Origin of the sequence: Streptomyces sp. NPDC026206, from assembly GCF_040638465.1 — a bacterium.
Lineage (GTDB): Bacteria > Actinomycetota > Actinomycetes > Streptomycetales > Streptomycetaceae > Streptomyces.
This window is the reverse complement of sequence record NZ_JBEZYL010000030.1, coordinates 20,072-42,325: the sequence shown is the minus strand read 5'-3', so window position 1 is coordinate 42,325 and position 22,254 is coordinate 20,072. Positions and strand designations below refer to the sequence as shown.

Annotated in this window: 17 protein-coding genes; 5 read left to right on the top strand and 12 right to left on the bottom strand. The window is 72.9% G+C overall.

The genetic code is table 11. The features are described 5' to 3' along the window. Positions 1-379: 379 nt before the first annotated feature. Together AB0F13_RS27010 and ahcY are read right to left on the bottom strand one after the other, a co-directional pair. Positions 380-994, bottom strand: coding sequence for a hypothetical protein (locus AB0F13_RS27010; protein ID WP_362087545.1), 615 nt, complete (start codon positions 992-994; stop codon positions 380-382). 96 nt (positions 995-1,090) lie between these two features. Then, positions 1,091-2,545: an adenosylhomocysteinase gene (ahcY, locus tag AB0F13_RS27005; RefSeq protein ID WP_362087542.1), complete on the bottom strand. Its 1,455-nt coding sequence runs from the start codon at positions 2,543-2,545 to the stop codon at positions 1,091-1,093. 387 nt (positions 2,546-2,932) lie between these two features. On the opposite strand from ahcY, the gene AB0F13_RS27000 reads away from it, so the two are divergent. Beyond that, on the top strand, positions 2,933-4,930 hold the full coding sequence (locus AB0F13_RS27000) for a fructose-specific PTS transporter subunit EIIC (protein ID WP_362087539.1): 1,998 nt from the start codon (positions 2,933-2,935) through the stop codon (positions 4,928-4,930). A 179-nt stretch (positions 4,931-5,109) separates the two neighbouring features. Here the strand turns inward: AB0F13_RS27000 and AB0F13_RS26995 are convergent, their stop codons facing one another. The 6 genes from AB0F13_RS26995 to AB0F13_RS26970 form a co-directional block, all read right to left on the bottom strand. After that, positions 5,110-6,081, bottom strand: coding sequence for a cation diffusion facilitator family transporter (locus AB0F13_RS26995; protein ID WP_362087536.1), 972 nt, complete (start codon positions 6,079-6,081; stop codon positions 5,110-5,112). A gap of 96 nt (positions 6,082-6,177) precedes the next feature. Further along, entirely contained in the window at positions 6,178-7,377 is a 1,200-nt protein-coding gene (gene manA, locus AB0F13_RS26990; protein WP_362087533.1) for a mannose-6-phosphate isomerase, class I, read from the bottom strand. Positions 7,378-7,449: 72 nt separating this feature from the next. After that, positions 7,450-8,646: an SIS domain-containing protein gene (locus AB0F13_RS26985; protein WP_362087530.1), complete on the bottom strand. Its 1,197-nt coding sequence runs from the start codon at positions 8,644-8,646 to the stop codon at positions 7,450-7,452. A 57-nt stretch (positions 8,647-8,703) separates the two neighbouring features. Next, positions 8,704-8,889, bottom strand: a complete 186-nt coding sequence (locus tag AB0F13_RS26980; protein ID WP_362087527.1) for a Trm112 family protein — start codon at positions 8,887-8,889, stop codon at positions 8,704-8,706. A 270-nt stretch (positions 8,890-9,159) separates the two neighbouring features. Further along, positions 9,160-10,518, bottom strand: a complete 1,359-nt coding sequence (locus AB0F13_RS26975) for a phosphomannomutase/phosphoglucomutase (RefSeq protein ID WP_362087524.1) — start codon at positions 10,516-10,518, stop codon at positions 9,160-9,162. A 140-nt stretch (positions 10,519-10,658) separates the two neighbouring features. Continuing rightward, the gene (locus tag AB0F13_RS26970; protein WP_362087521.1) at positions 10,659-11,099 is read right to left on the bottom strand and encodes a DUF3499 domain-containing protein; all 441 of its coding nucleotides are present in this window, start codon (positions 11,097-11,099) and stop codon (positions 10,659-10,661) included. Between the two features lie 275 nt (positions 11,100-11,374). Here AB0F13_RS26970 and AB0F13_RS26965 point away from each other — a divergent pair, with 275 nt between their 5' ends. Continuing rightward, positions 11,375-11,875 (top strand): metallopeptidase family protein, encoded by a 501-nt coding sequence (locus AB0F13_RS26965; RefSeq protein ID WP_362087518.1) that lies wholly within the window; start codon positions 11,375-11,377, stop codon positions 11,873-11,875. Between the two features lie 23 nt (positions 11,876-11,898). On the opposite strand, the gene AB0F13_RS26960 is transcribed toward AB0F13_RS26965, so the two are convergent. From AB0F13_RS26960 to AB0F13_RS26950, 3 genes are all read right to left on the bottom strand, one after another. Continuing rightward, positions 11,899-13,443, bottom strand: coding sequence for a DUF5719 family protein (locus tag AB0F13_RS26960; RefSeq protein ID WP_362087515.1), 1,545 nt, complete (start codon positions 13,441-13,443; stop codon positions 11,899-11,901). Further along, positions 13,440-17,141, bottom strand: coding sequence for a glycosyltransferase family 2 protein (locus tag AB0F13_RS26955; RefSeq protein ID WP_362087512.1), 3,702 nt, complete (start codon positions 17,139-17,141; stop codon positions 13,440-13,442). The genes AB0F13_RS26960 and AB0F13_RS26955 overlap by 4 nt, the downstream gene beginning before the upstream one ends. Before the next feature lie 247 nt (positions 17,142-17,388). Further along, complete coding sequence (locus AB0F13_RS26950; RefSeq protein WP_004952403.1) at positions 17,389-17,652, bottom strand: WhiB family transcriptional regulator; 264 nt, start codon at positions 17,650-17,652, stop codon at positions 17,389-17,391. A gap of 732 nt (positions 17,653-18,384) precedes the next feature. Between AB0F13_RS26950 and AB0F13_RS26945 the strand changes: the two genes are divergently transcribed. The 3 genes from AB0F13_RS26945 to AB0F13_RS26935 all read left to right on the top strand — a co-directional run bounded on the left by AB0F13_RS26945 (position 18,385) and on the right by AB0F13_RS26935 (position 21,295). After that, positions 18,385-18,906, top strand: a complete 522-nt coding sequence (locus AB0F13_RS26945; protein ID WP_362087509.1) for a cysteine dioxygenase family protein — start codon at positions 18,385-18,387, stop codon at positions 18,904-18,906. A 98-nt stretch (positions 18,907-19,004) separates the two neighbouring features. After that, positions 19,005-19,976: a 2-phospho-L-lactate transferase gene (gene cofD / locus AB0F13_RS26940; protein WP_362087506.1), complete on the top strand. Its 972-nt coding sequence runs from the start codon at positions 19,005-19,007 to the stop codon at positions 19,974-19,976. Next, a complete protein-coding gene (locus AB0F13_RS26935; protein WP_362087503.1) occupies positions 19,973-21,295 on the top strand; it encodes a coenzyme F420-0:L-glutamate ligase in 1,323 nt (440 codons plus the stop codon). The genes cofD and AB0F13_RS26935 overlap by 4 nt, the downstream gene beginning before the upstream one ends. A gap of 46 nt (positions 21,296-21,341) precedes the next feature. Here the strand turns inward: AB0F13_RS26935 and AB0F13_RS26930 are convergent, their stop codons facing one another. Further along, positions 21,342-22,250 carry a DNA-3-methyladenine glycosylase 2 family protein gene (locus AB0F13_RS26930; protein ID WP_362087500.1) on the bottom strand — a complete coding sequence of 303 codons (909 nt, stop codon included), beginning with the start codon at positions 22,248-22,250 and terminating at the stop codon, positions 21,342-21,344. Positions 22,251-22,254 lie beyond the last annotated feature (4 nt).

Below are 22,254 nucleotides of genomic sequence, written 5' to 3'. Positions count from 1 at the left end.
CTTTCCTCCGGGCGCTTCCCTTCGGTATTTCGTGTTTCCAACCTTACCAGATCCGTTTTCCGTTCCCCCCGCTTCCAAAAGAAGCAGTCGGTTCGAATTCCATTTTCTGGTCCCCGTTGGCGGGGTGTTTCCGACTTTATCAGATCCGGTCCGGCCGATCACAATCGGCTTTTTCGTTCCCAATAGGAGTCGGAAGACGCTTCGCGTGAGATCAATTCACTGACCGAAGCTGGTCGATACTAACCGTTGCACAAGGACTGGTCCAGTCCGCCGCAACCGTTCGAATCTACCTCCCCAACCATCCCGTGTCAACAGTCTGTGTGGGGCGAAGAGAACAGTACCAGCTCCGCGGGGCCCCGCCGCACACCTCGGCCTCGCGTCAGCTCAGCTGCGAGGGCGGGCTCTCCAGGTCCTCGAGCTCGATGCCCGGGGCCGAGAGCACGACGTCGCCGGCGAGGTGCACGGCGTACTGCTCGCCGGTGTCCAGGGCGCTGACCTGGTACTCGTCCACTTGGAGCAGGCCGTTGTCAGTGGCGTGTGCTGTCCTGTCGACCAAGGCCCACGACTGGTCGACCGTGAGGGGGGCGAGGACGGGCGCGGAGAAGTGGACGAGGCGGATTCGCGTCGCTCCCTGGCCGGGGGTGAGCCGGAGGAGTCGGGAGATGCCCACGTAGAAGGCGGGGGAAGTACCGGTGAAGGTGTGGGCGCGGACATTGCCTTCCGAGGCGTGCTCGCCCGTGGGGTCGGTGCGGACCCAGGTGACGCCGTCGATGGCGGCACCGCGGACCTGCCAGTCGGCGCTGCGGAGCTGAAGGCGGATGGGGCGGCCGAGATCGTCGATGGCGAGGTCGACCGAGCCGGCCGGTGTGCCGGACGAGCCGGTGACCTGGGAGACGTAGCGCCAGCCGGAGGGGCCGGTGGCGCACTGGAAGTGCTCTTCACCGAGGGGGGAGTGATCGTGAGGGTCGTGCAGGGAGTAGCGGCCGCGGGGCATGGTGGGGTCCTTGACGCGAATGGGACAGGCCCCCGCCATGGGGGCGGGGGCCTGTTCTATCAGTTACCGGGGCAGCTGCTGAAGCGCCTGCTGCTGTCAGTAGCGGTAGTGGTCGGGCTTGTACGGGCCCTCGACCGGGACACCGATGTACGCCGCCTGCTCCGGGCGCAGCGTCGTCAGCTTCACGCCGAGGGCGTCGAGGTGGAGGCGGGCCACCTTCTCGTCCAGGTGCTTGGGCAGGACGTAGACGTCGGTCGGGTAGGACTCGGGCTTCGTGAAGAGCTCGATCTGGGCCAGGGTCTGGTCCGCGAAGGAGTTGGACATGACGAAGGACGGGTGACCGGTGGCGTTGCCCAGGTTCAGCAGCCGGCCCTCGGACAGCACGATCAGGACCTTGCCGTCGGGGAAGGCCCAGGTGTGGACCTGGGGCTTGACCTCGTCCTTGACGATGCCCGGGATCTTCGCCAGGCCCGCCATGTCGATCTCGTTGTCGAAGTGGCCGATGTTGCCGACGATGGCCTGGTGCTTCATCTTGGCCATGTCCGCGGCCATGATGATGTCCTTGTTGCCCGTGGTCGTCACGAAGATGTCGGCGATCTCGACGACCTCGTCCAGGGTGGTGACCTGGTAGCCGTCCATGGCCGCCTGCAGCGCGTTGATCGGGTCGATCTCGGTGACGATCACTCGGGCGCCCTGGCCGCGCAGCGACTCGGCGCAGCCCTTGCCCACGTCGCCGTAGCCGCAGACGACGGCGACCTTGCCGCCGATCAGGACATCGGTGGCGCGGTTGATGCCGTCGATGAGGGAGTGGCGGCAGCCGTACTTGTTGTCGAACTTCGACTTCGTCACCGCGTCATTGACGTTGATCGCGGGGAAGAGCAGCGTGCCGGCCTGCTGCATTTCGTAGAGGCGGTGGACGCCGGTCGTCGTCTCCTCGGTGACACCGCGGATCTCGGACGCCAGCTGAGTCCACTTCTGGGGGTTCTCGGTCAGGGTGCGGTTGAGGACGGTGAGGATCTGCGCGTACTCCTCGCTGTCCGCCGTCGCCGGGTCGGGGGCGGAGCCCGCCTTCTCGAACTCGACGCCCTTGTGGACGAGGAGAGTGGCGTCACCGCCGTCGTCGAGAATCATGTTCGGGCCGCCGGTGGGGGTGTTCGGCCAGGTCAGTGCCTGCTCCGTGCACCACCAGTACTCCTCCAGGGTCTCGCCCTTCCAGGCGAAGACGGGGACGCCCTGCGGGTTCTCGGGCGTGCCGTCGGGGCCCACCGCGATGGCGGCGGCGGCGTGGTCCTGGGTGGAGAAGATGTTGCAGGACGCCCAGCGCACCTGCGCGCCCAGCGCCACGAGGGTCTCGATGAGCACGGCCGTCTGCACCGTCATGTGCAGCGAGCCGGTGATGCGGGCGCCCGCCAGCGGCTGCGCCTGCGCGAACTCCTTGCGGATCGCCATCAGACCGGGCATCTCGTGCTCGGCGAGGGTGATCTCCTTACGACCGAAGGCCGCCAGCGACAGATCGGCGACCTTGAAGTCCTGGCCGGTGGTGGTAGTCATACGGGCTGCTCCTCCTGAGGGGCGAGCGGGCGTGGGTACGGCTGTGCACGCGGTCGAGCCCAGTGTGCGCAACCTTCGCCCACACCGGTCTCCCGGCCGCAGCGCAGTCCGTCGGAGGCCCTCTCTCCCTCGGCCGGCCCGTACGAGCGGGCCGCCCGACCGCCATCAGCAGCGACGTCTGGCTCTGCCACGAATCTACACCGGGGCGCCTGGGAAGCCCCAGCCCCATTCTGCAAGTTGTGGCCTCGCGACGCCCCACCTGTCCGTGGGTCCGTCAGGTGTTGCAGGATGCGGTCAGCGATGAGTTGTGAGGAGATCCCCGTGACCCCATCAGCCGGTCCGCCCGCCCCCGCGGCGAGAAGCGGGCGACGGCTCAAACTGCTTGCTGTGACCGCCTGTCCGACCGGTATCGCCCACACCTACATGGCGGCGGAGAAGCTGCAGCAGGCCGCGGAGGCGCTCGGTCACGACATCAAGGTGGAGACCCAAGGGTCCATCGGCGCGGAGAACGTCCTGACCGACAACGATGTCAGACATGCGGACGGCGTCATCATCGCCGCCGACAAGGACGTCGACCGCAGCCGCTTCGCCGGCAAAAGAGTGCTGTCCGTGGGCGTCGCCGAGGGCATCCACCACCCTGAGCGGCTGATCGAGCGGGTGCGGGACGCGCCCGTGTACGAGCCCGGTGGCGGGGCGGGGGCGGGGTCCGGGCCTGCGCCCGTCGCGCGGGGTGCCTTTCCCGGTGGCGGCGAGGGGCGGGGCGTCACGTACAAGGCACTGATGAACGGCGTCTCGTACATGATCCCGTTCGTCGTCGTGGGCGGGTTGCTGATCGCGGTGTCGCTGGCGCTGGGCGGTCAGGCCAGGCCGGACGGGGGGCTGGTGATCCCGGACGGCTCGTTCTGGAAGCACGTCTTCGACATCGGTGACATCGGGTTCAAGCTGATGATCCCGGTCCTCTCCGGCTACATCGCGTATGCGATCGCCGACCGCCCCGCGCTCGTGCCGGGCATGATCGGCGGCTGGATCGCCAACACGGGCGCCCTGTACGACTCCAAGTCGGGCGCGGGCTTCATCGGGGCGATCGTGACGGGGTTCCTCGCAGGCTATCTCGTCCTGTGGATCAAGAAGGTGGAGGTCCCCCGCTTCGTCCGGCCGATCATGCCGGTCATCGTGATCCCGGTTCTGGCCACCTCGGCGGTCGGCCTGTTCTTCATCTATGTCCTCGGCCGTCCGATCTCCTGGGTCTTCGAGCACCTCACCACCTGGCTCGGCAGTCTGACCGGTGCGAGTGCCGCACTGCTGGGCATCATCCTGGGGCTCATGATCGCGTTCGACATGGGCGGCCCCGTCAACAAGACCGCCTTCCTCTTCGGTGCGGGCCTGGTCTCCAGGAACCCGGAGATCATGGGCATGTGCGCGGCCGCGATTCCGGTGCCGCCGCTCGGCCAGGGGCTGGCCACGGTCCTGCGGCGCGGGATGTTCGACGAGCAGGAGCGGGAGACCGGTCTGGCGGCTGCGTTCATGGGCTTCTTCGGGATCACCGAGGGTGCGATCCCGTTCGCCGCCGCGCGTCCCGCGCGGGTGATCCCGGCGAACATGCTGGGCGGCGCGGTGGCGGGCGCCATCGCGGGGCTGGCGGCGGTCGAGGACAGCGTGCCGCACGGAGGACCGGTCGTTGCCCTGCTCGGCGCGGTGAGCGGAGTGCCGATGTTCCTGATCGCGATTGCCGTCGGTGCGGTGGTGACCGCGCTGACGACGGTCACCCTCATGGCTGTGGGCGGCCGCAGGGCTGTGAGCGGCCGCGGGGCCGGCTCGCCCGCGTGGCGCCCGGCGCCCGTACCGGTATCGGTGGCGGCCGCCGCGCCGCAGCCCGTAGCCCGCGCCACCGCCGGGACCGGGCCCTTCGAGCCGGGGGCGCCCCCGGCCGGGGTTCTCTCGGGTTGTCTCACCGAGCGGACCGTGCGGCAGGACCTCGTGGCGGGCCGGAAGGAAGCGGCGATCCGGGAGATGGCCGAACTGCTGGCCACCACCGGCAAGGTGTCGGACGTCGACGCCCTCGTCGCCGCCGTGCTGACCCGCGAGGAGCTCGGCACGACCGGTCTGGGCGAGGGAATCGCTATCCCGCACGCGAAGACGGATGCCGTCACCGCGCCGGTCGTCGGCTTCGCCCGGTCCGCCGAGGGCATCGAGTGGGGCGCGCTGGACGGTATGGACGCCCGGCTCATCTTCATGATCGCCGTGCCGGAGGCGGCGGCGGGGGATGAGCATCTGCGGATTCTGGCGCTGTTGGCGCGGAAGTTGCTGGATGCGGATTTTCGGGGGCGGTTGCTTTTGGCTTCGGACGTGGGGGCGATTCTGGGGGTGTTGGCGGAGGTGGGGTAGGGCGGTGCAGGTGCCGTTCCCGTGGCCGGTGGCCCGTGGGTGAGGCGTGGGGGACCGATGGGCCGGGGCCGGGGCCAGGGAGGAAGAGCCCCCACCCCGCCCCTTCCCGAAACCGGGGCCCCGCCCCGGACCCCGGTCCTCAAACGCCGGACGGGCTGGAATTGCGCCGGCCGGCTTGGTTATGCCGGCGCTCCCGGGCCGCCCGGGGTCGCTGATGGGTCTTCGCCTGCCGCGGCGGCTGTCTCGCTGTAGATGTCCGGCTCCAGGTAGATGACCCTGGCGATGGGCACGGCTGTGCGGATGCGGGCCTCGGCCTCGTCGATGGCGCGGGCCACCTGGGCTGCGGTGTCGTCGCCGCGTACCGCGACCTTGGCGGCCACGAGGAGTTCCTCCGGGCCGAGGTGGAGGGTGCGCATGTGGATGACCGCGGTGACCGATTCGCCGTCGACGGCGGCGGCGCGGATCTTCGCGACCTGTTCGGGGCCGGCGGCCTCGCCGAGCAGCAGTGACTTGGTCTCGGCGGCCAGCACCAGTGCGATCAGGACGAGCAGAAGGCCGATGCACAGGGTGCCGATGCCGTCCCAGACTCCGTCGCCGGTGAGGAGTGTCAGCCCGACGCCGCACAGCGCGAGGACCAGTCCGACGAGGGCTCCGAAGTCCTCCAGCAGGACCACCGGGAGCTCGGGTGCCTTGGCCGTGCGGACGAAGGAGCCCCAGGACTGCGTGCCGCGCAGCTCGTTCGACTCCTTGATGGCCGTCCGGAAGGAGAAGCCCTCCGCGATGATGGCGAAGAGGAGGACGCCGACCGGCCAGTACCAGTGCTCCAGCTCGTGCGGTTCCTGGATCTTCTCGTAGCCCTCGTAGAGCGCGAAGACGCCGCCGATGGTGAACAGCACGATGGAGACGAGGAAGCCGTAGATGTAGCGCTCGCGGCCGTAGCCGAAGGGGTGTTCCTCGCTGGCCTTCTTCTGGGCCTTCTTGCCGCCGAGGAGCAGCAGTGCCTGGTTGCCGGAGTCGGCGACCGAGTGCACACCCTCGGCGAGCATGGACGACGAGCCGCTGAATGCGAACGCGACGAACTTCGCGACCGCGATGGCCAGGTTGGCGCCCAGCGCGGCGACGATGGCCTTGGTTCCGCCTGATGCACTCATGGGTGCGGGATATCCCTTCCGCCGCTGCGGCTGTTTTTGCTTTCCCTTTACGGGGTACGGCCGGTCATTGTCGCAGCCACGGCCGCGGAGCGCGCGTCAGGAGGCCATCGTGGCACGGAAGACGGATCCCTCGCCCATGAGCTCGGCCCGCTCCCCCGCCGGGACGAAGGCGGACTCACCACGGGCGAGGCTCAGTTCCCCGCCGTCCTCGCCGCGCAGCAGGGCGGTGCCCGCGGTGCACAGGAGGATCTGGGCGGTGCGGGCGTCGAGGGGGTGCGGCGCCGAGCCCGGAGCGAGCGCGTACCGGGAGAGGCGGAACTCCGGCGCGGGCGTCTCGTACACCTCGGCGCCGTCGACATCGGCCTCGGGGCGCAGGACCGCGGGGGTCGTCGCTTCGAAGCGGACGACGCGGAGCAGCTCGGGGACGTCGACGTGCTTGGGGGTCAGTCCGCAGCGCAGCACGTTGTCGGAGTTGGCCATGACCTCGATGCCCAGGCCCTGGAGGTAGGCGTGCGGTACGCCGGCGCCGAGGTAGAGGGCCTCGCCGGGCTGGAGGCGGATGTGGTTGAGGAGCATGGCGGCGATGACGCCGGGGTCGCCGGGGTAGTGCCGGGCGATGGAGGCGTAGGCGGCGTACGCGGCGCGGTGCGGGCCGTCCCGGTCGGCGAGGCGCCCGGCGGCGGCCGCGGCCTGGCCGGCCGTCTCGGCCATGGCGGTGCGCTCGGCGCTGAGCACGGCGGTGAGGACCTCGCGCAGGGCGGCGCTCTCCGGGTGCGCGTGCAGGAGATCGGCGTAGGGCTTGAGGGCGTCGACGTCGAGCGCGGCGAGGAGTTCGGCGGTGGCGTCCGGCGGGCGGAAGCCGCAGAGCCCTTCAAAGGGGGTGAGGGCGCAGATCAGCTCGGGCTTGTGGCCGGCGTCCTTGTAGTTGCGGTGCGGGGCGTCGAGGGGGACGTGGTGGGCCTCTTCGAGGGCGAAGCCGGCCCTGGCCTGGTCCGGGTCGGGGTGGACCTGGAGGGACAGCGGGTCGGCGGCGGCGAGGACCTTGAGCAGGAACGGCAGCCTGGGGCCGAAGCGCCGCACGGCTTCGGTGCCGAGCTCACCCTCGGGGTCGGCGGCGATCGCCTCGCCGAGTGCGACGGGGCCCGCGCCGCGGTCGACGCGGGAGGGTGCCGCCGGGTGGGCGCCCATCCAGAGTTCGGCCTGGGGCTCGCCGGTGGGCGGGGTGCCGAGGAGCTCGGGGATCGCGGTGGTGGAGCCCCAGGCGTAGGGGCGCACGGTGTTGACGAGGCGGTCCATGGGGCGGTTCCTGACTGTTGATCGACGACGCGGCTCGGCTCGCTGTACGGCTCCTGTGGCTGAGGGTTGTGTTTACGGGCTGGAGGCGAGCGCGAGGTAAACGGCCGCGAAGTCCGTGATGGCCAGGAGCTCGGCGACGGTCTCCAGCGGGCTGCTGCCGTCGGTGGCCTCCAGCTCGCTGAGGGGGGTGTCGCGGTGCAGGGCCAGCTCGCGGGCGGCGGGGGCGGGTGAGGTGACGTCCGGCTCCCGCTCGCGGAGCAGGACGACCCGGGCGTGCAGCGCCTCGGGCTCTTCGACCCGGTCGCGGAAGAAGTCCTCGGGGTCGGCGCCGGCGGCGAAGGCCCCGGAGAGGAGGGTGCCGTGCGCGGTGAGCGCCTCGGGCAGCTCGGCGACGAGGGCGGGGCGGCCGGCGAGGGCGGCGAGGACCGTCGCGAAGCGGCGGCCCGCGGCGGCGGCCAGTTCGCCTTCGGTCCAGACCAGCGGGAGGGTGTCCGCCAGTTCGGCCGCGAGGGTCTTGGCGGGGTTGCTGTAGGTGGCGATGGCCGGGCCGCAGCACTCGGCGAGGCCGTCGAGGCGGTCGGCGAGCGCTTCGAGGGCCGGGGGCGGGGCGCTGAGCAGGCCGATGCGGTCGGCGAGGACCAGCAGCGGGGTGAGCAGCGACCAGAGCGTGCCGGGGCCGGCGGGCAGGACGGCGTGGGCCGGCGGGCCGGGCGCCTCGTCGTCCTCCGGCGCGGCGTCCGGGCCAGCCGGCTCGTCGCTCGCGGCCTCGTAGGGGGCGGGGCTGCTCAGCGGGACCGCGAGGCCGCGGGCCTGGACGGTGGCCTCGGCGAGCGGGGAGCCGGCCGGGGCGACGCTGACGACGGAGCAGCCGCGCCTGAATGCCTGTTCGAGGAGGAGGGCGAGGCCCGGTTCCGTACCGTCCGGGCTGGCCACGAGCAGCAGGTCGAGGGGGCCCGTCCAGCCGGGGAGCGTCCAGCGCAGGGCTCCGGGGGCGGGGGCGACGCCGGCCGGGCGGAGCAGGGTGACGGGGCAGGTGTCCCCGGCGAGCGCGGACAGCAGGTCAGCAGTGGAACCGCTCGCCGGTCCGGGGCCCGCGACCAGCACGGCGCGGGGGCGGCCGTCCGGCTGGAGGGTGCCGACACCGGCCTCGGCCGCGTTGCGGACGGCCGTACGAACCCGGGCGCCGGATTCCGCGGCGCCCCGGAGCAGGCCGTGGAGGTCGGCGCGGGAGAGGCCGTCGGGGTTGTCGAGAAGGGACTCGTCGAACACCGTTGATCAGTCTCCGATCGCCGTGGGGTGCGGGTTGCCGTCCGACAGCCGGGCGGGTCAGGCGGGGCGGCGTGCCTCGTCGACCAGCAGGACGGGGATGCCGTCGCGAATGGGGTAGGCCAGGCCGCAGCTCCGGCTCTCGCACACCAGCTCGGGGGTCTCCTCGCTGGCGTTCTCCTCACGGAGGGAGGCGCGGCACGCCGGGCAGGCGAGGATCTCCAGGAGACCGGCTTCGAGCGGCATGGGGGTTCCCTTCGGGTGGGTGTTGCTGTGTGGTCAGCGTAGCCCTTTGCGGGGCCGCACCGATGGCTGACCTACGGCACCGGTGCACCGGCCGGGGAGGGTTCGGTGGATCATTCCCCGGCCCGCCCCTTCCCCTCCCTTGCGAAGGGCCCCACCCCGTATTGCGTCCGAGGGCGGACCGGCCGCGTGGCGGGGATCCGCCCGGCGCCCCGCCCTCGCTGGCAGGGCGCCCTCGATGGCAGGGCGGCCTCGACGGCAGGGCGGCCCCGGTCAGGACCGGACGATCGCCAGTACCTCGTCGCGCACGCGCGCGACCGTGGCGGCGTCCCGTGCTTCGACGTTCAGGCGCAGGAGCGGCTCGGTGTTGGAGGCGCGCAGGTTGAACCACCAGTCGGCGGTGGTGACGGTCAGGCCGTCGAGCTCGTCCAGCTCGGCGCCCTCGACGCCCTCGTAGGCGGCCTTGACGGCCGCGGCCCGGCCGGCCTGGTCGGCGACGGTGCTGTTGATCTCGCCGGAGGCGGCGTAGCGGTCGTACTGCCGGACGAGGTCGGACAGCGGTCCGGCCTGGCCGCCGAGCGCCGCGAGGACGTGGAGCGCGGCGAGCATGCCGGTGTCGGCGTTCCAGAAGTCGCGGAAGTAGTAGTGCGCGGAGTGCTCGCCGCCGAAGATCGCGCCGGTGCGGGCCATCTCCTGCTTGATGAAGGAGTGCCCGACGCGGGTGCGCACGGCGGTGCCGCCGTGCTCCTTGACGACCTCGGGCACCGACCAGGACGTGATCAGGTTGTGGATGATCGTGCCGCCGGGGTGCTTGGCCAGCTCGCGGGCGGCGACCAGTGCGGTGATCGCGGACGGCGGGACGGGCTCGCCGCGCTCGTCCACGACGAAGCAGCGGTCGGCGTCGCCGTCGAAGGCCAGGCCGATGTCCGCGCGGGTCTCGCGGACCTTGGCCTGGAGGTCGACGATGTTCTTGGGGTCGAGGGGGTTGGCCTCGTGGTTGGGGAAGGTGCCGTCCAGCTCGAAGTACATGGGGACGAGGTCGACCGGCAGGCCGTCGAGGACGGTGGGGACCGTGTGGCCGCCCATGCCGTTGCCCGCGTCCACGACGACCTTCAGGGGCCGAATCCTGGCGAGGCCGACCAGGGAGCGCAGGTGGGCCGTGTAGTCCGCGAGGACGTCGCGCTGGGTGATCGTCCCCGGTGCGGCGGCGGCCTCGGGCGCCCCGGCCTGCGACCACTGCTCGACGAGCGTACGGATCTCGGCGAGGCCGGTGTCCTGGCCGACGGGAGCGGCGCCCGCGCGGCACAGCTTGATGCCGTTGTACTGCGCGGGGTTGTGGCTGGCGGTGAACATGGCACCCGGCAGGCCGAGTTGGCCGCTGGCGAAGTAGAGCTCGTCGGTCGAGCACAGACCGATCTCGGTGACGTCCGCGCCGCGCGCCGCGGCGCCGCGCGCGAAGGCGCGGGAGAGGCCGGGTGAGGAGGGGCGCATGTCGTGGCCGACCACGATCGCGCTCGCGCCGGTCACCTGGACGAAGGCGGCACCGAACAGCTCGGACAGGGATGCGTCCCACTGGTCGGGCACCACACCGCGCACGTCGTACGCCTTCACGATCTGCGACAGATCAGCCACAGCCAACCCCTCCTGGAGTCCGGTTCGGGACAACAAACCTACCTGCCGGGGCTGACAATCCGGACGGCGCACGGTGTCAGGGCGGGAACACGGGGTGTCCGGGCCGGGGCAGGGGGCCGCCGGAGCGGGGGCACGGGCCGTCAGGAGTCCGGCGAGCGCAGCACCCTGAGGTGGCCTCTGCGGGCGACCTCCATGGGGTCCGCGCCCCGGCCGGTGGGCGCGACCGCGCCCGGAACAGCGCCCCGTCCGGCGGCGCGCTCCTGCGGGCGGGCCGCCTCGCGCACGGCGTTGGCGAGGGCTTCGAGGTCGTCACCGCTGGGGCGGGCGGGCCCGCTGTCGACGGCGAGGCGGACGACGTCCCAGCCGCGGGGCGCGGTCAGCCGCTCGGAGTGCTCGGCGCACAGGTCGTAGCAGTGGGGCTCGGCGTAGGTGGCGAGCGGGCCGAGGACGGCGGTCGAATCGGCGTAGACGTACGTCAGCGTCGCGACGGCCGGGCGGCCGCACGCGGTGCGCGAACAGCGACGTACAGGGCTCACGAGGTGGGACGGTACCGCACCTTTGAACGGGCCGCGACGACTCACCCCCGGCTCACTCCTCCGTGTCGTCACGTTTCGCCCGGTGGACACCCTTTGCCGAATGTCCTGGTCGACCCGGCTGGACGGCTGACGGCAAGACATCCGGCGGCAAAGAAAACTGTCACCACCAGGTGCACATAGTGTCATTCGGCATGCGAACGCCGGTCTCGTATATGGCTGCAATTGATCGCATAGATGGCCGGAACGCTCATCATGCGACATGCCATGAGATGGGCGGCTACCGCGTGCGTACGGCCGGGCGGCGGATACCCTCGGGTGTGATGGACAGCCCCGTACCTCCCTCAGCCGACGCCGGGGGTGCCTCCGGCCCGAACGGGCCGCGACCGCGCCACCGCGACCGCCACGGACGCGGCATGCGCGGCCCCATCGCGCCCCCGCAGGTGCCGCTGTCGGTCAGCCGGGCCGAGGCCTTCGTCGACCTGGTCCAGGACTCGGCGGAGCGGCTGGAGCGGCGCTGGCCGCAGCTGGCGGCCGTCGACTTCGTGGTCCGCGAGGTACCCATCGGCCCCGGCCCCGACGAGCCGGGGGCCACGGACCCCCTGGAAGCCCTGCTCGACGGCGAGACCGTGCCGCTCGGCCGGTACGTCGCGGCCCACGGCGACGACCCCGACCGCATCGTCGTCTACCGCCGTCCGGTGGAGATCCGCACCAAGACGCGCGACGAACGGGCCCTGCTCGTCCACGAGGTCGTCGTCGAGCAGGTCGCCGAACTCCTCGGTCTCGCACCCGAGTCGGTGGACCCGCGCTACGGCCAGGACTGAGCCGGCGGCAGGACCCGGGCCCGTCAGTCGTTCAGCATCGACAGGTCCTGCTCCGCCTCCGGCACCGCCACCGTCGAACGGTCGTCCGCGACCGGCTGGACCGTGAACATCGGCAGGCCGTCCTTCGGCAGCGCCAGTATCCGCGAGGCGTGCACCGCGCCGCCCGAGACCTTCTCCACGGTCAGCGCGTACGTCCCCTTGCCGCCGCCGGGCTGCGGGGGCTCCACGGACAGCGTGGTGCCGGCCTTGACGGTGTAGGTCCGGCTGACCGGAGTCCCGCCCTCGCTGCCCGCCGACGCCGTCACCTTCACCTGTGCCTCCTTGCCGGGGGCGACCAGCGCCAGCGTGCCGGCCTTGGCGCGGTTGTCGGCCACCGTTCCGCGTTCGAGGATCGCGGCCGTCGCGGGGATGAACGCCGTCTCCTGCTTGTCGTCCTTGCCGCGCGTCACTCGCAGCGCCGCGACGACCGGCGCGCTGCCGCGCTCGGCGGTCAGCAGCAGCGAGCCCGCCTCGCCCTTGGTGATGTCCCCCAGGTCGACCGCCGCGGTCATGCCGCTCTTGATGTGCAGCGACTCGTGCCCCGCCGGAGTGATCGAACCGCTCGGCCCCGCGAGCCGCAGCTTGACGTCCGCGTCGTCGGTGCCGGGCGCGAAGGCGACGAGCCGCACGGAGGTGGCGTCGGCGGGAATGCCGGGCAGCACCACAGTCGGTGACACGTCCGCGGACGCCGGCAGCCAGTCGCCGCCCAGCTTCTCGTCGGACGCCTGCACCGCGGCCCCCACCCGTCCGGAGCGGGCCGCCACATGCAGGGTGAGGTTCTCCTCCGTCGCATCGGTGAGGGTGGACAGCAGAACGGGGACGGTGGAGCGCGGCGGGATGTTGACGCCTTCGCCGGTGGACGACCTGACCCGGCCGTCCTTGCCGTACAGCTCCAGGTTGACGACGGCCGCCGCGCCGTCCGGGTTGGTCAGGTGGACGTAGTCCTGGCGCCCCTTGGCGGTGCTCGCGCCGGGGAACCAGAAGGACGTGTCGGGCGCCGCGCACGCGACGCCGTGCAGCCCGCGCCCGCTGCCCGCGGCGACCGTCGTGGTCTGCTGCACGGTCCAGCCCGGCGCGAGCGGGCCGTCGGCGGTGCCGATGAGGGCCGGGGCGTCGGAACGGTCCGTGGTGGCCGTGACGGGTTTGCCGGGCTCCTTCAGGGACAGCACGGGCTTGTCCGGGTCCCTCTCCGCCGCGCCCTGCTTCTCGTCCTTCGCGCCCTTGTCCTTCTTCGCGTCGTCCTTCTTGGCCACCGGCCGCGCCGAGCCCGCCGCGGGCAGCAGGTCGGCCGCGGACTTCCGTCCTCCGTCACCCTTGCCCGGCGGTGTGAAGGCGGTGTAGGTCGTGTCGCCCACCTCCGAGGAGGTGGGCGACGGGCACAGCAGCGTGGAGCGCTGTACCGGCATACGGGCGGAGGTCGCCTTCGTGCCGCTGTCGTCGCCCTGCGAGGGCGGGTTGAGCGCGGCCACGCCCGTGACGACGGCGAGCGACGCCGTCACGGCGAACAGGGACAGGGTGGTGCGCTTCACTGCTGGTCGCTCCCGCCGCGGTAGGGCTGTTGCTGTCCATAGCCGTACGGGTCGTACACGCCGTCCGCGTAGGGCTGAGCGGGGTAGTGACCGTCCTGGCCGTCACCGTCACCGTGGGGGGCCGGGTACGGGGCCTGCCGGTACGGGCCGTCGTGGCCGGCGCCCTGGCCGCCCTCCTGGTACGGCTGCTGCTCGTCCTCCTGGTACGGCTGCTGCTCATGGCCCCCGTAGCCCTGCTCCCAACCGGCGTACTGCTGCTGGTGCGGCACTGCGGCATAGGGGTCCGCGTCGGCCGCGGCCGGCTGCCCGTACACGGCATACGGGTCCGCGGCGGGCGCCGGGGCCGGCTGCCCGGGCACCGCGGCCGTCGCACCGGAGGCCGCTTCCGCGCCCTCGGCCGCCGCCCGCAGTCTGCGCGCCCGGCGGCCCTCCCCGGGCCCGGCCTGGGCCGGCACGGGGGCCGTGGCCACCGGCCCGGCACCGGCCTCCGGCAGGTCGTCGTCGAACTGCCGCCGACGGCCCGGCAGCGCGAGGACGACCAGGACGACGGCGAGCAGTCCCTGCGCCCACAGCCACGCGGTACGGGCGCCCGGGGACTCGTACGTCAGAGCCAGCTTTCCGCCACCGGCGGGCAGCGTGAAGCCCTGGGCCCAGCCGTCGACGGTGACGGGCTTCAGGGCGCGGCCGCCGAGCGTCGCCCGCCAGCCGGGTGCGGCCTTGTCGGCCAGGCGCAGCACGCGGTTGCCGGTGCCTGCCGGAAGGGTGGTGTGTGCGTCGACGGGTCCGGCGGCGACCGGCACCGGGGCGGTCCGCCGGCTGCCGTCCGGTTGCCGCGCGCCCGTGACGATCGTGATGCGGGCGACCTGCCGGTCGACCCGCCACAGCGAGCGGTGGTCCTCCTGGCTCAGGCGCGTCAGGCCGGGGGTCGCGTCCAGCACGCGGGTCGTCTGCCGGGGCGCGCTGTCGCGTACGAGCACGTAGCCGACGGCGTAGTCGGCGAGGCGGTCGGCCTGGTCGGCGCCGGAGCCCGCGACGAGGTGGGAGACCACGGCGCCGAGCCGCTCGTCGCGCCCGGCGGCGGCAGCCGGCTCGGCGTCGCCCAGGCGCGCGCCCGAGCCGCGCACGAGCGTGTAGGTCACGCGCCCGTCGTCGCCGCCCAGCATGAGGGTGCGGGCCTGGTCGCGGGTGCTCGCCTCCTCGGCGACGAACGCCGGGACCTGCACCGGGTCGCGCCGTTCCAGCGGCCCGGCCGCGCCGGAGGCCGTCCACACGACGGCGGCGACGAGCGGTGCGGCCCCGGCGGCGAGGGCGATGAGGCCGGCGACGGGCTGCCGCCAGCCGAAGCTCTGTGCGGCGACACGGTCGCGGGCGCCCTCGGCGCCGACGGCGGCCGCCGCGATCAGGGCGAGTCCGTAGAGGAGGGTGGCCGGCCCCGCCCAGGCGGAGCCGTTGGCGAGCACCGCGCACAGCAGCCCGGTCAGGGCCACCGCCCAGGCGGCGCGGACCGCGAGCGGGCGGTCCGCCCGCAGCAGGGCGCCCAGGGCGGCCAGGACGACGCCGGCCAGCAGCAGCGCACCGCAGGTCCCGGGGCCGCCGGGGTCCCCGGTCAGCAGTTGCAGCGGCGAGGCCGCCGGGTGCCCGTACGACAGCCCGGCCTCGGTCAGGAATCGGGACGGGTGGGTGAACAGCCCCAGCGACCACGGCGCGAGGAGGAGGACCGGGGTGGCGGCCACCGCGAGCAGGCGCGGCCCGTGCACGGCCGCCCGGGCCGCGCCGCCGCGCACGCAGTGCAGGACGAGGACGCCGAGTCCGAGCAGCACAGCCACCGGCCAGACGACCGGCGTGAACGCGGTGGTGACGGTGAGCAGCAGCGCGTAGGCCCAGCAAGCCCGCCAGCCGGGCCGGGCGCCGGGTGCGCGCAGGCCCGCCGCCGCCACGGCCGCCCGCGCCATGAGCGGCAGCAGCACGGCCAGAACGGCGGTGCCCAGCCGGCCCGTGGCCAGTGCGCCGGTGGCGGCGGGCAGGAAGGCGTAGGCGACGCTCGCCCACGCCCGCAGCAGCCGGGAGTGGACCAGCGGGCGGGCGGCGAAGTAGGCGCTCAGGCCGGCCAGCGGCACCGAGCAGACCAGCAGCAGGGTGAGGGTGAAGCTCGTGGAGCCCAGGAAGAGCGTCGCCAGTCCCGCGAGGACGGCCAGGTACGGGGGTGCGCCCTCGGTCGTGCCGACCCCGACCGGGTGCCAGCCGTCGGTGTAGGCGGCCCACAGGGCGGAGGCGTGGTCCGGGACGGGCAGCAGGGCGCCGCCGGACAGCGCGCCGCCGCCGAACAGGCCCCGGCAGGCGACGGCGGAGACCAGCAGCAGGAGGGCGAAGAGGACGGGCGCGGGTCTGCGCGCGACGCGTCTGAGGCGGGCGAACTGCTCGATCTCCAGATAGTCGGCGTCGTCACCGCCGGGGCCGGACTCGACGGCACCGTGGCGTCCGGCGGCGGGCAGCCCGTCGTCCGTTCTGCCGCCGAAGTCGCTCGCGAGCTGTTCGACGGTGGCACGGACGGTGGCGCCGGGGGGCGGGAAGAGCGGGCGCAGTTCTTCGGGCGCGATCCGGGGCTCGGCGCGCCGCTTGCGCGCCGCGCGGACGCGCCCGGGGCGCAGCAGGACGCCTGCAAATCCGGCGAGCTCGTCGAGCGCCTGTCCGGGCGCCTTGCCGACGAGGTAGCCGAGCGTGCGCAGCAGGGTGCTGAGGACGAGCCGCAGCATGACGTACGGCAGGAGGGCACCGCGCGTGTGGGCGAGAAGGGTGTAGACGGCTCCGGCCTTGTCGACGCGGTGCGGGTTGACGCTGTGGCGGCCGGCGCAGTCGACGGGGCGCCGCTCACGGGCGGCCGCCTCGGCGTGGCGCAGTACGGCCTCGGGGGCGACGAGCACACGGTGCCCGGCGGCGTGGGCGCGCCAGCACAGGTCGACGTCGTCGCGCATGAGCGGCAGGCGGGCGTCGAAGCCGCCGAGCTCTTCCCACACGTCACGGCGGATGAGCATGCCGGCGCTCGACACGGACAGGACGGGACGGACCTGGTCGTGCTGGCCCTGGTCCTGCTCGCGGCGTTCGAGGCCGGTCCAGCGGCGGCCGCTGCGGGCGATGGAGACGCCGATTTCCAGCAGCTGTCTGCGGTCGTACCAGCTGCGGAGCTTGGGTCCGATGACGGCGGCGTCGTGGCCGGCGGACATTTCCGCGTCGGCCACGCGCAGCAGCTCGTGCAGGGCGCCCGGCTCGGGGGCGCAGTCGTCGTGGAGCAGCCACAGCCACTGCACCGGTTCGAGGTCGGTGTGGCCCTGGGCGGAGACGGTGCCGTACGCGTCCTCGGCCCAGGTGCGCCCGACCGGGTCCCAGCCGCTGGAGCGCCGGAGGTAGGGCAGGTCGTCCGCGGTCCGCACCGGGGCCGTACGGACCGCTTCGGCGACGGCCGCGCCGAAGCCGGCGCGGCGGGCGAGGTGCAGGACGTGGCCGGCACCGAGGGCGTCGGCGAGCAGCCGCCGGGAGTCGTCGGAGCTGCCGGTGTCGGCGGCGACGACGTGCTGCACGGGCCGTTCCTGGCCGAGCAGGCCGGCCAGGGCGTCGGGCAGCCAGCGGGCGCCGTCGTGGGCGACGAGCACGGCGGTGACGACATGACGGGGGAACGCCGGGGGAATGGTGGGGTCGAACATGGCAGGTGCGGGCCCCGGTTCAGTGGAGACTGCAAGGGACGTGTGAGCGCCCGTGCGGGGCGTCGGTACGTCTCGGACGGGGCCCCACACTAGTGGCTGCGAACACAGCGGTCCGCCTCTCGCTTGCGGGGGGCGAGAGGCGGACCGTGCGGTATGAATCGTGCTGCGGGAGTGGGTGGAGCGGACAGCCCCTCAGTCCCCTTGACCGACCTTCGACAAGACATTTCGTCAGATCACGGCGCCGGTCTCAGACCGCGGCCTTCTTGAGGCGGCGGCGTTCGCGCTCGGACAAGCCGCCCCAGATTCCGAAGCGTTCGTCGTTGGCCAGGGCATATTCAAGGCACTCGGAACGGACTTCACAGGCAAGGCAGACCTTCTTCGCCTCACGCGTGGATCCGCCCTTTTCGGGAAAGAAGGACTCGGGGTCGGTCTGAGCGCACAGTGCGCGCTCCTGCCAGCCGAGCTCCTCGTCCGCCTCCTCGACCAGCAGTTGCTGGAACAGCTCGGTCATGTGCGCCCCTCGTCTGTCATTGCGTCCCCGTGTGCTGCCGCGCGTCAGGTGCGGCAGAACGACACGAGTGAAATTACAAGTGCGCCGATCCGGGCCAGTCAAGCCGGGATCTGCTATTGGGCCCCTTATTCACTCTGCGGAACCAAGGCTGAGCGGAAAGTTGCCAAACCGCCACAAGAGTGGACACATCTCTCGCCCGCCACAAGCGCCTCGTCTTTCCCGCTCACAGGACAGGACGCGACGTGCGGCGAAGGCGTTGCACCGAGCCTGGGCCATCCCCGCACACACGGGGACAGAACGATGTTTACGACTCCGCTCGCCGCCCCACTGTCCGCACAGTGCCCAACGCAAACCCTCCGCCCCGGTCACTAACCGGAAGAGTGAATGATTAGCACCAAAACGGACATGCGGTTGACAGAGCGCGGCCGAGCCGGTCTCCTTGTTCGCATGCCAGCGACCTCGTTCCCCCTGGCCTCTGCCATGGGAACCCCCAGCCTGACCCGTGCCTACGGGTCCCGCTGTGCTGTCCAGGCGCGCTGTCGCTGTTCCAGCTGTTGATGCTGTCGATGCCGAATCGCGTCCGCTCCAGCTGATCTTTCTGATCTTTGCGGCTTCCCGGTCTGCCGTCACCGCCAGGGCTTGTGCCCGCTCGGTGCGTGCGTACGCGTATTCCCCCGCCCGTACGGCCCCTCCTGCCCCATCTCCGTGCCGCCCGCCGAGGAACCCACTCACATGAACAGCGATGTCCAGATCGCCGGCGACCCGCTCGCCGTCCCGCACCTGATGCCGCCGCCCGCCGCCCATCCCGCCACCGTCGCCGAGTTCGCCGGCCTGGCCCGCTCCCTCGCCGCCGACACCGGCAGCTGGGCCCCGCTCGTCCGGTACGACGCCGCCAGCCGCTGGTACCACCGGCTGCGCACCGGTCCCGGCTACGAGGTCTGGCTGCTCAGCTGGGTCCCCGGGCAGGGCAGCGGGCTGCACGACCACGGCCGCTCCTCGGGAGTGCTGACCGTGCTGCGGGGCGAGCTGACGGAGCGCTCCGGCGGCGCACGCCGCGCGCTGGGCGCCGGAGCGCAGCGGGTCTTCGCGCCGGGCTACGTCCACGAGGTCGTCAACGACTCGCTCGAGCCCGCCGTCAGCCTCCACGTCTACTTCCCCGGGCTGACCGAGATGCCTATGCACCGGCCGCATGCGCACTGCGGCACCCTTGCCCGGCCCACCGCCGGCGGCGTCGCCGGCGTCGTCACAAGGTGACGCCACCACAAGGTGACGCCACCTGGGGCGCATCCGGTGCGGTGCGATAGTCCGGGCCCTTCTGCCGGGCGGGGTGCCGCTGCTGACAGACTGCAGCCATGCAGCGCATTGTGGTTCTGGCCGGCGGGATCGGGGGCGCCCGCTTCCTCCGTGGCCTCAAGTCAGCAGTCCCCGACGCGGAGATCACCGTCATCGGGAACACGGGTGACGACATCCATCTGTTCGGGCTCAAGGTCTGCCCCGACCTCGACACGGTGATGTACACCCTCGGCGGCGGCATCCACGAGGAGCAGGGGTGGGGGCGTGCCGGCGAGACCTTCGCCGTGAAGGAGGAGCTGGCCGCCTACGGGGTCGGGCCGGAGTGGTTCGGGCTCGGCGACCGCGACTTCGCGACGCACATCGTGCGGACGCAGATGCTCGGCGCCGGGTATCCGCTGAGCGCCGTGACCGAGGCGCTGTGCGCGCGGTGGCGGCCCGGCGTGCGGCTGCTGCCGATGAGCGACGACCGGGTCGAGACGCACGTCCTGATCGACGACCCCGAGGGCGGTGACGGTGCGCGCAAGGCCGTGCACTTCCAGGAGTACTGGGTGCGGATGCACGCCTCCGTGCCGGCCCACGCGATCGTTCCGGTCGGTGCCGAGCAGGCGAAGCCCGCGCCCGGTGTGCTGGAGGCCGTCGCCGAAGCGGACGTCATCCTCTTCCCGCCGTCCAACCCCGTCGTCAGCGTCGGCACGATCCTGGGTGTGCCGGGGATCCGGGCGGCCGTGGCGGACGCCGCCGCGCCCGTCGTGGGGCTCTCCCCCATCGTCGGCGGGTCGCCCGTGCGCGGCATGGCCGACAAGGTGCTCGCCGCCGTCGGCGTCGAGTCCACCGCCGCCGCCGTCGCGCGGCACTACGGCTCCGGGCTCCTCGACGGTTGGCTGGTCGACTCCGTGGACGAGCGTGCCGTGGCCGAGGTCGAGGACGCCGGTATCCGGTGCCGGGCCGTGCCACTGATGATGACCGGCGTCGAGGCCACCGCCGCGATGGCCCGCGAGGCGCTGGCACTGGCCGAGGAGGTGCGCGCATGAGCGCGGTTCCCCCGTCCTACCGGGTGTGGGCGCTGCCCGGCATCCCCGAGGTCCGGGCCGGGGACGACCTCGTCAAGGCCATCGCGGCCGCCGCCTGTGCCGACGGAACGCCCGGGCTCGCCGACGGTGACGTCCTCGTCGTCACCTCGAAGATCGTCAGCAAGGCCGAGGGACGCATCGTCCGGGCCGGCGACCGCGAGGCCGCGATCGACGCCGAGTCCGTACGGCTCGTGGCGCGGCGCGGCCCGCTGCGCATCGTCGAGAACCGGCTCGGCCTGGTCATGGCCGCAGCCGGGGTCGACGCGTCCAACACCGCCGCCGGCACCGTACTGCTGCTGCCCGAGGACCCCGACGCGTCCGCCCGGCGGATCCGGGACGGGCTGCGGGACACCCTGCGGGTGGACGTGGGTGTCGTGATCACCGACACCGCGGGGCGGCCCTGGCGCAAGGGCGTGACGGACTTCGCACTCGGCGCGGCCGGGGTGCAGGTCGCCAACGACCTGCGGGGCGGCGTCGACGCGTACGGCAATCCGCTGGTCGCCACCGTCGTGGCGACCGTCGACGAACTGGCCGCGGCCGGCGACCTCGTCAAGGGCAAGGCCGAGGGGCTGCCGGTCGCCGTGGTGCGGGGCCTGGACCACATCGTGGACGGTGCGGAGCGGGAAGGGGCGCGGTGGCTGGTGCGGCCCGCCGAGGACGACATGTTCCGGCTGGGGACGTCGGAGGCCGTGCGGGAGGCGGTGACGCTGCGGCGGACGGTACGGGAGTTCACGGATGATCCCGTGGACCCGCAGGCGGTGCGGCGGGCCGTCGCCGCCGCCGTGACCGCGCCCGCGCCGCACCACACGACGCCCTGGCGGTTCGTGCTGCTGGAGTCCGAGACGGCGCGGGTGGAGTTGCTGCACGCCATGCGGGACGCGTGGGTCGCGGACCTGCGGGCGGACGGGCGTTCGGAGGCGGGCATCGCCCGGCGGGTACGGCGCGGCGATGTGCTGTGGAAGGCGCCGTACCTGGTGGTGCCGTGTCTCGTCATGGACGGCTCGCACGACTACCCGGACGCGCGGCGGTCGGCGGCGGAGCGGGAGATGTTCGTGGTTGCGGCGGGGGCCGCGGTGCAGAACTTCCTGGTCACGCTGGCCAGTGAGCGGCTCGGGTCGGCTTGGGTGTCGTCGACGATGTTCTGCCGGGATGTGGTGCGCCGGACGCTGGCGCTGCCGGAAGGGTGGGATCCCATGGGGGTCGTCGCCGTGGGGCGGCCTGCCGCACCGGCTGCGCCGCGTGCGCCGCGCGATCCCGAGGCGTTCGTCGTGGTGCGGTAGCTCGTCCGTGGGGCGGGGGCGGGGTGGTCGGCGGACGGCCGGGTGCCTACATGCGGGTGAAGTCCCGCACCGAGAAGCGCGGGGCGCGGCGTGGGAGTGTGACGCCGCTCAGGAGGATCAGGCGGCATGCCCGGTGGCGCTGGCCCTCGTAGGGGGACAGCAGGTCGAGCATCGCCTCGTCGTCCGCACCGCGGAACCCGGTGAGGGCGTAGCCGACGATCCTCGGCAGGTGGAGGTCGCCCACCGTGACCGCGTCCGGGGAGCCGTTGCTGCGCTGCAGGGTTTCCGCCGTCGTCCAGGGGCCGATGCCGGGGATCGCCTGGAGGCGGGCCGAGGCGCGGGCGTCGTCCATGGCCGCCGCCTCCTCCAGGCGCGCCGCCGCACGGGCGGCCCGGATGATCGTCGCCGATCGTTTGGCGTCCACTCCCGCTGTGTGCCATTCCCAGGAGGGGATCAGGGCCCAGGTGCGCGGGTCCGGCATCACGTGCATGCGCGGGGCCGGGCCCGGTGCCGGTTCGCCGTGGCGCTGGAGCAGCAGGCGCCAGGCGCGGTACGCCTCGTCGCTGGTCACCTTCTGCTCGAGGATCGAGGGGATCAGCGACTCCAGGACCAGGCCCGTGCGGGCCAGCCGGAGGCCGGGGTTGCGGCGGTGTGCCTGGTGGACCAGGCGGTGGCGGGGGCTGAAGGTCTCAGGGGTGTCCGACTGGCCGAGGAGGGTGGGGAGCCGGTCCAGGAGCCAGTCCGTGCCCGGGCCCCAGGCTTGCGCGTGGACCGCGCCGTCGCCGGTCGTCAGGCGCAGGGTCCCGGGTCCCTGCGGGGTGCGGCTGGCCCGCCAGACGGCGCCGTCCGGCGTCGTGCGGTAGGCCGGGTCCCCGGGGCCGCGGGCCAGGACGCACAGGGTGCGTCCCAGGTCGTACGGGCCGCCGCCGGGCGGTACCCAGGTGCGGGTGGCCATTGGG